Raw genomic sequence first — 14,132 nt, 5'->3', positions numbered from 1 at the left:
GCCGACCAAGCTCATCACATCAGGCCGGCGGAACGCCCTCGGGGCATTCCGGCACTGCCGCGCACGGCGATCAGCGGCGCGCGGCGGATTGTCACAGGCCGGACTGCTTGGTGCGCACCAGGATCGCGCCGCATTCGGGGCAGCGGACCACCACGTCGGGAGCGGTCTGGGAGATGCGGGAGATCTCGCCGCGGTCGAGTTCGATGCGGCAGGCGCCGCAGCGGCGGGCCTGGAGCAGGGCGGCGCCGACGCCGTAGGTGGTGCGCTGCTTGTCGTAGGCGGTGAGCAGCTCGGCGGGGAAGGAGTTGGCGAGGGCGGCGCGGTCGGAGTCGCAGCGCTGCTGGGCGACGTCCAGGTCGGCGACCGCGTCGTCGCGACGGCGCTCGGCATCGACCAGGTCGGCCTCGGCCTGGTCCAGGTTGGCGCCGGCGTGGTCGTGGTCGGCGGCGGCGGCCTCGCGGCGCTCCATCACCTCGATGAGGTCGTCCTCGAGGACCGTGCGGCGGCGTTCCAGGCTGCCCAGTTCGTGTTGCAGTTCGGAGAGCTGCTTGGCCCCGACCGACCCGGCGGTGAGCATGCCGCGGTCACGGTCCTCGCGCTTGCGAACGGCCTCGATCTCGCCCTCCAGCTTGCGGATGTCGCGGTCCAGGTCGTCGATGAGAATCTCGACCTTCACCGCCGCGTCCTTGCGGGTGGTGCGCTCCCCTTCCAGCCGCGCCACCTCCTGCTGCTCGGGCAGCACCTTGCGGCGATGCTCGATCCGTGTCAGCTCGGCATCGACAGCGGCGAGGTCGAGCAGCTTGGCCTGGATCGATGGTTCGGCATTCAACGCGAAGGTCTCCTGGACGCTATGGACGAGTAAGACTCCCACCGTACCGTGTCCAATTTGCCCTACGCTTCGCTCCGGGCTGGTTCGCGGCCCCGAAGTCTCGATTCTTCCCTCCTCCGCTCCTCCGCTTCGCTCCCCCCGCTACGTCAGGCCAGAATCGAGACAGCCGCGAACCCAAAATGCCTGGTCAGCAGCCGGCCGCGCCGAGGGTCCACGGGTCGGTGCGCAGCGTCGAGACGCGGGTCTCGAGGGCGGGCAGTGCGGCGCGCACCACACCTTCCGCCTGCGCGCACCAGGGGAACTCGGTGGCCCAGTGGGCGGCGTCGATCAGGGCCGGGCCGCCCGCGCGCAGGTGCTCGTCGGCCGGGTGGTGGCGCAGGTCGGAGGTCACATAGGCGTCGACGCCGAGGCGAGAAACCTTGCCCAGGAACGAATCTCCCGCGCCGCCGCACACCGCGACGGTGCGGATGACGCGCTCCGGGTCCCCCGCGGCCCGCACACCCCAGGTGGTGGCGGGCAGGCCGGCGCGGACGCGAGCGGTGAATTCGCGCAGGGTTTCCGGGGCGGGCAGCTCCCCGACGCGGCCGATGCCCAGGCCGGAGGGCAGCGCGGCGCGTTCGGTCACGTGATAGAAGGGTTCCTCGTACGGATGCGCGGCCCGGAGAGCGGCCAGCATGGCGGCGCGACGGGACGGCGGGGCGACCACCTCGAGGCGGTCCTCGGTGACCTCGTGCAGCTCACCGACGGCGCCCAGGGCCGGATTCGCGCCGTCGAGGGGCCGGAACTGTCCGGTGCCCGAGACCGTCCACGCCGCGTCGGAGTAGGTCCCGCCGCTGCCCGCGCCCGCGGCGAACAGGGCGTCGAGCACTTCGTCGCGATGCGTGACGGGCACCGCCACCACCCATTTGTCCAGGGCGGTCCAGGGTTTCGGATCCAGCGGCCCGGTCACGGTCAGCCCGATGGCATGCGCCAGCGCGTCCGAGACTCCGGGGTCGGCGGAGTCGGCATTGGTGTGGGCGGTGAACAGCGCGCATCCGGAGCGGATGAGCCGGTGCAGCAGCGCGCCTTTCGGCGTACTGGCCGCGACGGTGTCCACGCCGCGCAGCAGCAGCGGATGGTGCACGACCAGCGCCTGCGCACCCCACTCGATCGCCTCGTCCACGACCGCGCCGGTGGCGTCGACCGCGAACAGCACGCGCGACACCGGCTCGTCCGGATCACCGGCCACCAGCCCCACCGAATCCCAGGATTCGGCCAGCCCGGGCGGGTACGCCGTATCCAGCGCCGCCATGAGATCCGCCAGCCGCACCGTCGTCACCACAACCGAACCTCCTCGTCGCTCACCAGCCTGCGCCTCACTCACAAACCCACTGCGTCCTGCTCACAGACCCACGTCACGAATGGCCGCGACCAGCCGATCCACCTCGGCGGCGGGCCGCACCGCGACGCGCAGGAAAGCTGTTTCCAGCCCCGGGAACGTATCACCACGGCGCACCGCGATTCCCTTGTCCGCGAGCTTCTTTCGCAACAATTCCGCATCCGGCACCCGGAGCAGCAGGAACGGCCCGTGCGCGGGCTCGTGCACCTCGACGCCGAGTTCCCGCAACCGCGGAATCATGGCGGCCCGATCGGCCGCGACGATCCCGGCCCGGCGCTGCGCCTCGGCCACCGCGGCCGGTTCGCTCACCGCCGCAATGGCTTCCAGCTGCAGGGTGCCCAGCGGCCAGTGCGGGCGCCCGTGATTCAGCCGCGCCAGCACCGGCGGCGCACCGAGCACATAGCCGCAGCGCAGCCCGGCCAGCGCCCAGGTCTTGGTGAGGCTCCGGAATACGAGCACATCCGGATGGCTCTCTCCGGCAAGCGATTCCGGCTCCCCCGGCACCGCGTCGGCGAAGGCCTCGTCCACCACCACGATGCGGCCCGGCCGCCGCAGCGCGCGGATACTGTCCGCCGGATGCAGCACCGAGGTCGGATTGGTGGGGTTGCCCACCACCACCAGATCCGCGTCCTCCGGCACCGCGGCGCCGTCGAGGGTGTACGGCGGCGCGAGCATCACCCGTGCGACCGATACCCCCGCCTCCCGCAGCGCCAGCTCCGGTTCGGTGAACGACGGATGGATCACCGCCGCCAGCCGCGACCCCAGCCGCGGCAGCATGGCGAACCCTTCGGCCACCCCCGCCAGCAGCAGCACCTCGTCGATCGCCCGCCCGTGCCGGGCGGCCACCGCGGCGCGCGCCGCCCGCTCGTCCGCCTCGCCCGGATACCGCCCGAGCTCTCCCAGCCGTCCCACCAGCCGCTCACGCAACCATTCCGGCGGCGCGCTCCCCTGGACGTTCACCGCGAAATCGACCATGCCCGGCCGCGCATCCACGTCCCCGTGGTGCCGCAGCCTGGCATGGTCGAAATCGGGAAACTCCGTGTCGTCCGGCACAGCCGTCCACCCTACGTGGCCGCCTCCCACGCCCACCGGACAGAATGGCTGTCGTGGGCGAGCTGCATGTGACCTTCATCTGCACCGGCAATATCTGCCGGTCCCCGATGGCCGAGAAGATTTTCGCCGCGCACCTGGAGCGTGCGGGGCTGGCGGATCGGGTGCGGGTGAGCAGTGCCGGGACCGGCAGCTGGCATGTGGGGGATGAAGCCGACCACCGGACGAACCGGGAGCTGGAGACGCACGGGTATCCGACCGGGCATCGGGCCGCGCTGATCGGGCCGGATCATCGGGCGGCCGATCTGCTGGTGGCGCTCGATACCGGGCACGAGCGGGAGCTGGCCCGGTTGGGGGTGCCGTCGGATCAGCGGCGGCTGCTGCGGAGTTTCGATCCGCACGCGGACGGGCGATCGGTGCCGGATCCGTACTACGGCGATCAGGCCGATTTCGCGCTGGTCCGCGAACAGATCGAGGCGGCGGTGCCGGGCCTGCTGGACTGGGTACGCGAACAGTTGGGTGAGGTCGCATGAGCTCGGTAACCTCGCTGCTGCGGCGCTTCACCTTCCTGCTGCGGCCCAGCTGGCTGATTCTCGCCGTGGTGGTCGCCGGTTTCGCCTACCTGTGCTTCACCGTGCTGGCCCCCTGGCAGCTGGGCAAGAACACCCGCACCTCCGAACGCAACGACCGCATCGCGAATTCGGTGCACGCCGACCCGGTCGACATCACCGGCATGCTGTCGGGCAGCGGCAAGGACACCGAGTGGCGGCGGGTCACCGCGAACGGCGTCTACGTTCCGGATTCGACCGTGCTGGTGCGGCTGCGCCATCTCGACGGCCAGCCCGCCTACACGGTCCTGGCCGCCTTCCGCCTCGACGACGGCCGCACCCTGCTGGTCGACCGCGGCCAGGTGGCGGCGGCCCAGGGCGGCACCCATCCGCCGGTCGTCGCCGCCCCGCCCGCCGGCACCCAGCAGCTGGCGGCCCGCATCCGCGCCTCCGAGGGCGTGATCGAGAAGAAGCCCCCGACCACCGAGGACGGCTACCGCCAGGTCTATACGACCGACACCCAGCAGGAAGCCACGGTCCTCGGCATCCCCCTGACCGCCATCCCCACCGACGGCCTGGGCGGGTACCTCCAGCTCGAGTCCGGCCAGCCCGGCGCCTTCACCCCCGACCCGCTCCCCCAGCTGGACTCGGGCCCCTACCTCTCCTACGGCCTGCAGTGGCTGGCCTTCGGCGTCATGGCTCCCCTCGGCCTCGGCTACTTCGTCTGGGCCGAGATCCGCGCCCGCCGCCGCGAAAAGTTCGAAGCCGCAGCCCAACCGACCACCACCGGCGAGCCCGCCGGCCCTGCCATGCCGACCGGCACCCCTGAGCCGACCGGTGCGGCCGCACCCGAATCGACCACTGCCGCACGCGCGGCGAAACCCAACGACCCGGCCCCCAAGCCGAAACCCACGACCAATGAAGCTCGCCTCGCCGACCGCTACGGCGGCACGCGCCGGTAGACCCTGACTACACCGTCGCGGCGCATTCCGCATGCGCACAGCCTCGCTCCGCGCCGGGGCGATGAAGGCCGGCAGGCACGCGGGTGTGCACTTCTCATCATCGGGATATGCGACCGGGCCGCGCAGCATCGGACAGCAGCTCGGCCGTTGTCCGCGCCGCGGCTGAAGTCGGCCGAGCCTGTCGCCTCCGCTAACCTCGCCGGGTGCGAACGGGAATTGCCACTGCGGCGGGACTGCTGCTCGGGTTCGGGTTGGACCGGGCGCTGGGGGATCCGCGGCGCGGGCATCCGGTGGCCGGATTCGGTTCGGCCGCAATGAAGGTGGAACGGCGCACCTATCGGGACAGCCGCGTGGCGGGGGTTGTGCACGAGATCGTGCTGGTCGGTGCGGTTTCGGGGCTGGGGATCGGATTGCGGCGGGCCGTGGCCGGACGGGCGCTCGGTGAGGCGGTGCTGACGGCTGCCGCGACCTGGACGGTGCTGGGCGGGACGAGCTTGGCACGGACCGGGCGGGAGATGGCGGATCGGCTCGAATCCGGCGATATCGACGGGGCGCGAGCACTGCTGCCGTCGCTGTGCGGGCGGGATCCCGAGGTGCTCGACGCGGACGGGCTGGCCCGGGCGGCGCTCGAATCCATCGCCGAGAACACCTCCGATGCGACTGTGGCGCCGCTGTTCTGGGGTGCGGTGGCGGGTGCTCCCGGCTTGCTGGCGTATCGGGCCATCAACACTCTCGACGCCATGGTCGGCTACCGCAATGACCGCTACCGCAACTTCGGCTGGGCTGCCGCCCGCACGGACGATGTCGCGAATCTCGCGCCCGCTCGCGTCAGCGGTCTCATCACCACCGCGCTGGCCCCGATCGTCGGCGGTCGCCCGGCCGATGCGTGGCGGGTATGGCGACGCGATGCGGCCAAGCATCCGAGCCCGAATGCCGGTGTGGCGGAGGCGTCCATGGCGGGCGCACTGAACGTAACCCTCGGCGGCCGCACCGAATATCGGCACGGCACCGAGCTGCGGCCGACACTCGGTGACGGTCCGATCCCCCGGGTGCGTGATCTGCGCCGGGCGGTGCGGCTCTCGGAAGCGGTGCAGGTGGCCGCCGTGGTCGCCGCCGCGACGGCCGCCTACCTGTGGCGACGCTGATCCGGCCGCGCGAATTCACGAACCGTTCGGTCGTCTTCGCTAGATTTTCCGGAAGGAATGTCACAGTCCGCCGACCTGTTTCGTCGATGCTGTGGACGGTTCGCCCCACCGGGGCGGACGTGAGTGAAGGGCGAGGGTGCGATGAGTGACGGACGGCCGGACGGGCCCGATCAGGTCGAGCTGGCGCGACGGTTCGAGGAGCATCGGGGCTATCTGCGGCGGGTCGCGTACAGCACGCTCGGCAGTCTCAGCGACGCCGACGATGTAGTGCAGGAGGCGTGGCTGCGGCTGGTGCGCTACTACGAGACCAGTCCCGAGGGCGCGGATATCGAAAACCTGCTCGCCTGGCTGACCACCGTCACCGGCCGCCTGGCCCTCGACCACCTGGGTTCGGCGCGGTCGCGGCGCGAACAGTATGTGGGCGAATGGCTTCCGGAGCCGGAGATCACCACCTGGGACGATCCGGCCGACCGCATCTCGCAGGACGAGCGCGTCACCACCGCCCTGCTGGTGGTGCTGGAATCCCTCTCCCCCGCCGAGCGCACCGCCTTCGTCCTGCAGGACGTCTTCGGCATGTCCGGCCCCGAGGTGGCCGAGGTGGTCGGCCGCACCCCCGCCGCCGTGCGCCAATTGGCCTCGCGCGCCCGCAAACACGTGGAGGACGGCACGCCCCGCTTCCCCGCCAGCGCGGACGAGCACGAGAAGGTGGTCTCGGCCTTCGCGGTGGCCTGGCGTTCCGGTGATCTGAGCGCCCTGCTCGGCGTGCTGGATTCCAATGTCACCTTCACCTCCGACGGCGGCGGCAAGGTGCAGGCGTTCCTGCACCCCATGCACGGTGCGGAGAAGGTCGCCAAGACGCTGCTCGGCTTCCTCGATGTCGCCTCGAAGGTCGGTGGCGCGTGGGGCCGTTCGGTGCTGGTCAACGGCCGCCCGGGCCTGGTGGTGTTCGACGGCAAGTACACCGGCGTCTTCGCGTTCACCATCGACGACGGCCGGATCACCAAGATCGACGTGGTCCGCAACCCGGACAAGCTGCGCGGCATCCCGGCCGAAGGCGCGGAGCCCGACTGGCCGCTCGGCGACACCGCCGGAGACAGCGACGCCTGAACCGCGGAAACCGCGGGCCCGCAACCGGATTCATCCGGCGGCGGGCCCGTCGTCGTCCGTCAGGACGCTACCCGCGTCACCGGCCCGAGCCCGTGCGCGGCGGCCACCTCCGGCGAGTAGAGCCGGCCGGCGTCGGCCGTGAGCCCCTGGGCCAGGCCGGGATCGGTGGCGCAGGCGCCGGACCAGCCGAGATTCGCGATGGCGCCGACATACGGCAGGGTGACATTGGTGAGCGCCACGGTGGAGGTGTGCGGAACCGCGCCCGGCATATTGGCCACGCAGTAGAACAGCGAATCCGCCACCTGGAACGTCGGTTTCGCGTGCGTGGTGGGGTGCGAGCTCTGGAAGCACCCGCCCTGGTCGATGGCGATATCGACCAGCACCGAGCCCGGGCGCATGTGGGCGACCAGGCTGTCGGGCACCAGTTCCGGAGCCCGCGCCCCCGGCACCAGGACCGAGCCGATCACCAGGTCCGCCGCCAGCACCGCCTTCTCGACCTCGGCCGCATTGGAGCCGATCGTGGTGACGCGCCCGCCGAACCGGGCGTCGAGTTCCCGCAGTCGCGCGATATTGGTGTCCAGCACGGTGACTCGCGCCCCCATCCCGACCGCGACAGCCGCCGCGTTGCTGCCGGCCACCCCGCCCCCGAGGACCGTCACGTCCGCCGGCACCACCCCGGGCACTCCGCCGAGCAGCAAGCCTGCCCCGCCCTGCGGCGACATGAGGTGATAGGCCCCGACCTGACTGGCCAGCTTGCCCGCCACCTCGCTCATGGGCGAGAGCAGCGGCAGCGACCCGTCGGCGGCCCGGACGGTCTCGTAGGCGATGGCGGTGATGCCGGAGCGCAGGATCGCGTCCGTGCAGTCGCGTGAAGCGGCGAGGTGCAGGAAGGTGAACAGCACCTGTCCCTCCCGCATGCGCGAATATTCCTCGGCGATGGGCTCTTTCACCTTGAGCACCAGTTCCGCCCCGCCCCAGACCTCGTCCGGGTCCGGCAGGACCCGCGCGCCCGCCGCGATGTAGTCGGCGTCGGCGAACCCGGACCCCACCCCCGCCCCGACCTCGACCAGCGCCTCGTGCCCGTGCCGCACCAGTTCCCCGGCGCCGGCCGGGGTGAGGGCGACACGATACTCCTGCTCCTTGACCTCCCGCGGTACCCCGATTCTCATACCGCCATCGTTCACCCGCCGGGGCCGCGCCGCCATGAGCGCCACGGCCCGATTTCAGGAGGCGATCGCGTTTCAGGAGGCGACGGCCAAGACCTCGCCGGGGGTCGGAATACGCAGCCGGTCCGCGCGGCCGGCGACGGTGAAGCGGTGGGTCAGGTAGTCGAGGTGTTCGGAGAAGTGCGCCCAGCCCTCGGCGTGGACCGGCACGATCACCGCGTCACCCAGCGCCTCCGAGGCGTGGACCGCGGTGCGGCCGTTGAGGGTCAGGTCGAGATCGCCGAAGCGGTCGGTATTGGCCGCGCCCACATTGAGGATGGCGATATCGATGCGTCCGAAGCGTTCCGCGATCCGCCGCACATAGTCGACCGAGGCGTTGTCCCCGGAGACGTAGACGGTCGGCAGCCCGTCGGCCTGCAGCACGAACCCGGTGACCACTCCGGTGAACGGCTCACAACCCTCGGGTCCGTGCAGTGCGGGCACCGCGGTGACGGTCACCGCCCCGATCCGCACCGACTCCCACTCTGCCAGTCCCCGAACACCTTCCATGCGCCCGCCGGCGTCCGGTGTGGACAGCACCGTCTCGACCCCCGCCAGGAATTCCCGGCCGGACCGGTCGAGATTGTCCGCGTGCTGATCGTGCGAGAGCAGCACCACATCGACCCGCCCGATCTCGGCGGCGGGCACGGCCGGCCCGCTCAGCTTGTAGAGCGTGACACCACCCGGGTACTCACCCGGCTCGTCGAAGGTGGGGTCGGTCAGCCAGACCAGGTCGCCGTAGCCGAATCGCACTGTGGGGCCGCCGATGTGGAGGAGCTCGAGGGTGGAAGTGGCCGCTGCGGTGTCGATCGTGTTCGTCATGCCGACAAGTCTCGTCGCGGTCCGTGGGTCGTGACAGTGGCCCGAAGGCCGCGCCTCGATAAGATCGGGCCATGACTGCTGGATCCCGCGAAGCCGACGCCGCCGAGTCCCTGCACACCGTGGCCATCGTGGTGTACGACGGGATCAGCCCGTTCCACCTGGCGGTGCCGACCCTGGTGTTCGGCCGCATCGGCGCGGGCGGTCCGGCCGGCAGCCCCTATCGCGTGGTGGTGTGCGCCGAACGCCCCGGAACCATCACCACCCCAGCGGGTTTCGATATCGTCGTCGCCCACGGCCTGGAGGCGACCGAGACCGCCGACACCCTGGTCATCCCGAGCTGGGAGCGCGATCTCCCACTCCCCGAACCCATCCGGGACGCCCTGCACCGGGCCCACGCCCGCGGCGCCCGCATTGTCGGCCTGTGCCTGGGCGCGTGGGCGGTGGCGGCGAGCGGCCTGGCCGACGGACGGGAGATCACCACGCACTGGTCGGCGGCGGTCGAGCTGGCCCGCGCGTATCCGGCGGTCCGGGTGCGCGCGGACACCCTGTGGTCCGACGACGGCGACCTCATCACCTCCGCCGGCACCGCCGCGGCCCTCGACTGCTGTCTGCACCTGGTGCGCACCGACCACGGCAGCCGGGTCGCCGCCGAGCTGGCCCGCCGGCTGGTGCTGGCCCCGCACCGCAGCGGCTCACAGGCCCAGTACATCCCGGTCGCCGTGCCCGAGACAGCCGACCAGGACCCGATCGAGCATGCGATGGTCTGGGCCAGAACCCATCTCGATCAGCCGGTGGATCTGGACGGCTGGGCCCGGACCGCTGTCATGTCGCGGCGCACGTTCACCCGCCGCTTCCGCGATCGCACCGGCACCAGCCCGCAGCAGTGGCTGCTGCAGCAGCGCGTGGACCACGCCCGGCTGCTGCTGGAATCCACCGACGACACCATGGACCGCGTGGCCGCCGATTCCGGGCTGGGCACCGGCGTCAATCTCCGCCATCACTTCCACCGATTGCTCGGCACCACGCCCGCCGCCCATCGGGCCCTCTTCCGCCGGGTTTGACCGAGCCGAGTCCGCCGCAGCGGCTCCCCACGGCGGCCCGGCACCCGGCGGGGGCTAAGTTCGGGGCTATGAGGATTCAGCTGGGTGAGCACGTGCCGCAGATCGACGAGAGCGCGTGGGTCGCGCCGAACGCCACCGTGGCCGGGCGAGTACGGCTGGAAGCCGAAGTGAGCGTCTGGTATTCGGCGGTGCTGCGCGGTGACATGGATCAGATCACCGTCGGTGCGCGCAGCAATATTCAGGACGGCTGTGTGCTGCACGCCGATCCGGGCTTCCCGTGCACGGTGGGCGAGGGAGTCTCGGTGGGGCACAACGCGATTCTGCACGGCTGCACGGTCGGCGACGATGTGCTGATCGGCATGGGCGCGACGGTGCTGAACGGCGCGGTCATCGGGGCGGGCAGCCTGATCGCGGCCAACGCGCTGGTTCCGGAGGGCGCCCAGATTCCGCCGGGCTCGCTGGTCGCGGGGGTGCCGGGCAAGGTGCGCCGGGAGCTGAGCGAGGCCGAGCGTGATCACATTCGCCTGAATGCGACCGCCTACCTGCACAACACGGCCGTGCACCGCCAGGGTCAAGAGGCGTGACTGAAGGGGGCATGTGAGAATCCCCACACTGAACAAGTGACCATAAAGGCCGCTGTTAGCATCGTTCGAAGCGTCCCCGGCGGCCCGGGCTGTGCCGTCGCCAGCCGGGTGCGCGCTCGGGGCTAGCAGGAGGTTTCAACGGTGTCGTACGAGCACGACGGTATGCACCGACAGCGCATCAGCGTGGCCGATATCGCCGCGCAGCCAGGGGGAATCGAGGCACTCCAGCGCCGGGTGCACGAACTGCGTTCCAATGGCATCGATTTCGCCGCCAATGCGATAGAGAGCGAAATGGCCGCGCTCGACGTCCGCTGATCGGGCGCGGCGTTCGCTGATCGGACGGGGTTGCGACCGCAACCCTCCGGCGATGCGATAATGCGGCTCGACCTGTGCGCCACTGCGCGCCTTGGCCGTTCACCGCAATGTCGCGGTCGCCAACCGATCGACTGGAGACTCGATGCCGTCCGTGCCCACCATCCTGCAACGCATCCTGGAGAAGCCGCGGGCCGAAGGCGAACAGCTGCTGGAGAGCGCGCTGTCGGCATTCCTCGACTTCGGGATCAAGCGAACCAGCATGGGGGAGATCGCGCGTCGTGCCGGCATCAGCCCGGCCACCCTGTACCGGCGCTTCGAATCCAAGAACGATCTGGTCGAAGCGGTGGGCGTACGCGAGGCGCAGCTGTTCATCGCCGAGATCGACAAGCGGGTACAGGAGGCCACGGCCACCGGCGAATCCGGAGACGATCAGCTGGTCGAGGTCTTCGTCGCGTTCATCACCCAGCTGGCGAGCAACAAACTGCTGCAACGGCTGCTGCGCACCGAGCCCGACACCATCCTGCCGCGCCTGACCACCGAGGCCGGGCCCATTCTCGCGCTCGGGCGCACCTACCTGGCCGAGAAACTGCGTGCACTGCAGGCTTCCGCCGACGTGCCCGCCTTCGATGCCGACCTGGTCGCGGAAGTGCTTGCCCGCCTGGGCCAGTCGCTGGTACTGACCCCGGACGGCCTGATCCCGCTGACCGACGAGACGGCCGCACGCGAGTTCGCCCGCCGCACCGTGCTGCCCATGATCGGCGTGCAGCCGGCCTGACCCGCCCCGGAAACTCACGCCGCGCACCGTCGCCCTCTAGCCCGGATACGCCGGAACCCCCTGCCCCGTTCCCGGGGCAGGGGGTTCCGGCGGTCGTATCCGGTCGGCCGCACGCTCTCTGTGCCCGGCTATCCTCGCGGGCCTAGATATTTCCGGCGAACGCGCCCGCACTACCCGCCGCGCCCGCGGCGACCGCGCTGCCCGACATGAGACCGACGGCGGCAAGGATCAGAGCAACCATTTCATGACCTTTCGACTGTGTACTTCGAAGACGCATGGAAAGTTACTGCCGCTCAATACCCCTGGACGAGACCCGAACTCGAACTCTGGGCGGACTCCATGGCGATACCCAGCACCCTCACAGTTCACTATCCGGTTGCGGTGTGATAGGCCGGGCGCGAACCCGCGGCCTGGCGACGGACCACTCGATACCGACGAGTCGTTATTCCAAATCGACTGGTACACAATGGAACTCACGATTTCCGAATCGTTCACAGCACCTCTGCGACCGGCGTAGCATCGACGGTATTCGGGATTGGCAAAGGCCTTCCAGCCCTGAATGATTCGCGAATTCCCTGGACCGTTTGCACGGCGACGACTCGCAGTCGGCCGAATTTCCACTCCGGGAGGTCTATCGCACGCTGCCCTCGAAAGTTGTTCGGAATACCGAGGATCGAAGGGATTTGTCATGTCGCAAGCTCACCCGGGTCAACTGCGCCTTTTGGCCCCGAACCAGGAATCCGATGTTCTCGCGGTCGTCGACGACCTGCTCACCGGCAATGCCACCGGAGTGCCCGAATACCTCGCCGAGGACATCGCGGCCGTGCGCAACCGGTGCGGCATCCGCCAGGTGCAGATTCCCGGTGCGGGCGGCGTCGAGCTCGACGCGCTCATCGCCTGGCCGCGCGCGGAGGGGCCGCACCCGCTCATCGTCCTGCCGGCGGGCCTCGACAAGACCGGCTGGAAGATGTACTCCGGCGCGGTCGTCCGGCTGCTCTTGCGCGGTTACGCCGTGGTCGCCTACACCGAGCGCGGGCTGCCCGGATCCGGGGGCGAGCTGACCGTCGCCGGTCCCGAGGACGTGGCCGACGGATGCGCGGTGATCGAGTGGGCGTTGAATCATGCTGAGCTGCACGCCGATCGGGAGAAGGTCGGGATGGCGGGCATCTCCTACGGCTCGGGCATCAGCCAGCTGGTCGCCAATGCCCACCCGGCGGTCAAGGCCGTGGTCGCGCTGAGCACCTGGGCGGATCTGGGTAAGGCCCTCTACGACAACGGAACCCGGCACATCATGGCCGCGGAAGCCCTCGCCGGTATCAGCGACCGTCCCAGCGAGGACCTGCAGAAGGTGCTCGAATCCTTCCGGGCCAATACGGATATCGACAAGGTGCTCGACTACGCGCGACCCCGCTCCCCCGCCGCGGCCGGCCAGATCCGCCCGGTGCCGACGTTCTTCACCAGCTTCTGGCACGAGACCATCTTCCCGCAGAATCAGCTGATCGATTACTTCGACCGCTTCCCCGGGCCGAAGCGACTGGATCTGGCGATCGGCGACCATGGCGCGGTGGAGATTCCCGGCTTGTTGCTGGGCGTGTACACCCGGACCACCGAGGCGGCCTACGACTGGTTCGACCACTATCTGCTCGGTGTCGACAACGGCATCGACAGCGACGGGGTCGTACACACCGAGACCATGTACAGATTCACGATGACCTCGTCGAACGACCTGTCCGCGTGGTCGAATCCCGTGCGCCGCTACCATCTCGCCACGCCCTCCGGCGCGTCCCCCGACGGCACCCTGGTCACCGATCAACCGGCGAACATGAGCCAGAGCTTCCAGGCCGGGACCGAACAGGTCCGAGCGGCCACCGAACTGGTGATGGACGGCTTCCGCGAACGCCTGCTGATGCCCAACCGCCAGCCGCTGGCGGAGGTGGACCGCACGCGGGCGGCGGTCTGGCACACGCGGGCCTTCCTCCGGCCCCGCCACATCGCGGGCATTCCCGAGATCGCGCTGACCGTCACCCCGTCCAGCACGACGGCCACGCTGATCACGTATCTGTTCGACCACAACCCGGTGACCGGGGCGCTGCGGATCATCACCCACGCCGCGGCGACCATCGCCAACCGCGGCCCGGAGCAGACCACGACCATACGAGTTCCCCTGCAGGCCACCGACTATCGGGTTCCCGGCGGCCATCGGGTCGTACTCATCGTCGACACGAACGACCACTTCTACGGTGACGAGACCGAACCCGGGAGCGTCATCACCCTGTCCAGCGATCACGGGCCCTGCTACATCGATCTCCCGATGGCGCCCTGACCGGACCGGCTCGCGGGCGGCCGCTGCA

The 14,132-nt window shown here is 70.2% G+C and carries 14 protein-coding genes; 9 read left to right on the top strand and 5 right to left on the bottom strand.

What is annotated here, in order from left to right; all coding sequences use genetic code 11:
• Positions 1-91: 91 nt before the first annotated feature.
• The 3 genes from ABZV44_RS20555 to cobC all read right to left on the bottom strand — a co-directional run bounded on the left by ABZV44_RS20555 (position 92) and on the right by cobC (position 3,260).
• Positions 92-829, bottom strand: a complete 738-nt coding sequence (locus ABZV44_RS20555; RefSeq protein ID WP_354838527.1) for a C4-type zinc ribbon domain-containing protein — start codon at positions 827-829, stop codon at positions 92-94.
• Positions 830-1,016: 187 nt separating this feature from the next.
• A complete protein-coding gene (locus ABZV44_RS20550) occupies positions 1,017-2,147 on the bottom strand; it encodes a Nif3-like dinuclear metal center hexameric protein (protein ID WP_354838524.1) in 1,131 nt (376 codons plus the stop codon).
• A gap of 63 nt (positions 2,148-2,210) precedes the next feature.
• Positions 2,211-3,260: an Rv2231c family pyridoxal phosphate-dependent protein CobC gene (cobC, locus tag ABZV44_RS20545; protein ID WP_354838315.1), complete on the bottom strand. Its 1,050-nt coding sequence runs from the start codon at positions 3,258-3,260 to the stop codon at positions 2,211-2,213.
• 44 nt (positions 3,261-3,304) lie between these two features.
• Between cobC and ABZV44_RS20540 the strand changes: the two genes are divergently transcribed.
• The 4 genes from ABZV44_RS20540 to sigJ all read left to right on the top strand — a co-directional run bounded on the left by ABZV44_RS20540 (position 3,305) and on the right by sigJ (position 7,019).
• Entirely contained in the window at positions 3,305-3,790 is a 486-nt protein-coding gene (locus ABZV44_RS20540) for a low molecular weight protein-tyrosine-phosphatase (protein ID WP_354838312.1), read from the top strand.
• Positions 3,791-3,807: 17 nt separating this feature from the next.
• Positions 3,808-4,767: an SURF1 family cytochrome oxidase biogenesis protein gene (locus ABZV44_RS20535; protein WP_354838521.1), complete on the top strand. Its 960-nt coding sequence runs from the start codon at positions 3,808-3,810 to the stop codon at positions 4,765-4,767.
• Positions 4,768-4,970: 203 nt separating this feature from the next.
• On the top strand, positions 4,971-5,912 hold the full coding sequence (locus ABZV44_RS20530) for a cobalamin biosynthesis protein (protein WP_354838309.1): 942 nt from the start codon (positions 4,971-4,973) through the stop codon (positions 5,910-5,912).
• A gap of 141 nt (positions 5,913-6,053) precedes the next feature.
• A complete protein-coding gene (gene sigJ, locus ABZV44_RS20525; RefSeq protein ID WP_354838307.1) occupies positions 6,054-7,019 on the top strand; it encodes an RNA polymerase sigma factor SigJ in 966 nt (321 codons plus the stop codon).
• A 59-nt stretch (positions 7,020-7,078) separates the two neighbouring features.
• Here sigJ and ald read toward each other — a convergent pair whose 3' ends face one another.
• Positions 7,079-8,188: an alanine dehydrogenase gene (gene ald / locus ABZV44_RS20520; protein ID WP_354838304.1), complete on the bottom strand. Its 1,110-nt coding sequence runs from the start codon at positions 8,186-8,188 to the stop codon at positions 7,079-7,081.
• Positions 8,189-8,260: 72 nt separating this feature from the next.
• Positions 8,261-9,046, bottom strand: a complete 786-nt coding sequence (locus ABZV44_RS20515; protein WP_354838302.1) for an MBL fold metallo-hydrolase — start codon at positions 9,044-9,046, stop codon at positions 8,261-8,263.
• Between the two features lie 71 nt (positions 9,047-9,117).
• On the opposite strand from ABZV44_RS20515, the gene ABZV44_RS20510 reads away from it, so the two are divergent.
• The 5 genes from ABZV44_RS20510 (at position 9,118) to ABZV44_RS20490 (ending at position 14,104) form a co-directional block, all read left to right on the top strand.
• Complete coding sequence (locus tag ABZV44_RS20510; RefSeq protein WP_354838299.1) at positions 9,118-10,107, top strand: helix-turn-helix domain-containing protein; 990 nt, start codon at positions 9,118-9,120, stop codon at positions 10,105-10,107.
• Between the two features lie 68 nt (positions 10,108-10,175).
• Positions 10,176-10,691: a gamma carbonic anhydrase family protein gene (locus tag ABZV44_RS20505; protein WP_354838296.1), complete on the top strand. Its 516-nt coding sequence runs from the start codon at positions 10,176-10,178 to the stop codon at positions 10,689-10,691.
• 141 nt (positions 10,692-10,832) lie between these two features.
• Positions 10,833-11,006 (top strand): hypothetical protein, encoded by a 174-nt coding sequence (locus ABZV44_RS20500; RefSeq protein WP_354838293.1) that lies wholly within the window; start codon positions 10,833-10,835, stop codon positions 11,004-11,006.
• 142 nt (positions 11,007-11,148) lie between these two features.
• The gene (locus tag ABZV44_RS20495) at positions 11,149-11,781 is read left to right on the top strand and encodes a TetR/AcrR family transcriptional regulator (protein WP_354838290.1); all 633 of its coding nucleotides are present in this window, start codon (positions 11,149-11,151) and stop codon (positions 11,779-11,781) included.
• Positions 11,782-12,469: 688 nt separating this feature from the next.
• Positions 12,470-14,104, top strand: a complete 1,635-nt coding sequence (locus ABZV44_RS20490) for a CocE/NonD family hydrolase (RefSeq protein ID WP_354838287.1) — start codon at positions 12,470-12,472, stop codon at positions 14,102-14,104.
• Positions 14,105-14,132: the final 28 nt, after the last annotated feature.

The sequence above is a fragment of the Nocardia sp. NPDC004860 genome, assembly GCF_040609015.1.
Lineage (GTDB): Bacteria > Actinomycetota > Actinomycetes > Mycobacteriales > Mycobacteriaceae > Nocardia.
The sequence above is the reverse complement of the archived record's forward strand: the minus strand, read 5'-3'. Positions and strand labels throughout refer to the sequence as shown.

What these genes read in the sequence shown, in the direction of transcription:
- ABZV44_RS20540 (WP_354838312.1), top strand. Translation starts at nt 3,305, where the DNA reads ATGGCTGTCGTGGGCGAGCTGCATGTGACCTTCATCTGCACCGGCAAT.
- sigJ (WP_354838307.1), top strand. Translation starts at nt 6,054, where the DNA reads ATGAGTGACGGACGGCCGGACGGGCCCGATCAGGTCGAGCTGGCGCGA.
- ald (WP_354838304.1), bottom strand. Translation starts at nt 8,188, where the DNA reads ATGAGAATCGGGGTACCGCGGGAGGTCAAGGAGCAGGAGTATCGTGTC.
- ABZV44_RS20515 (WP_354838302.1), bottom strand. Translation starts at nt 9,046, where the DNA reads ATGACGAACACGATCGACACCGCAGCGGCCACTTCCACCCTCGAGCTC.
- ABZV44_RS20510 (WP_354838299.1), top strand. Translation starts at nt 9,118, where the DNA reads ATGACTGCTGGATCCCGCGAAGCCGACGCCGCCGAGTCCCTGCACACC.
- ABZV44_RS20505 (WP_354838296.1), top strand. Translation starts at nt 10,176, where the DNA reads ATGAGGATTCAGCTGGGTGAGCACGTGCCGCAGATCGACGAGAGCGCG.
- ABZV44_RS20495 (WP_354838290.1), top strand. Translation starts at nt 11,149, where the DNA reads ATGCCGTCCGTGCCCACCATCCTGCAACGCATCCTGGAGAAGCCGCGG.
- ABZV44_RS20490 (WP_354838287.1), top strand. Translation starts at nt 12,470, where the DNA reads ATGTCGCAAGCTCACCCGGGTCAACTGCGCCTTTTGGCCCCGAACCAG.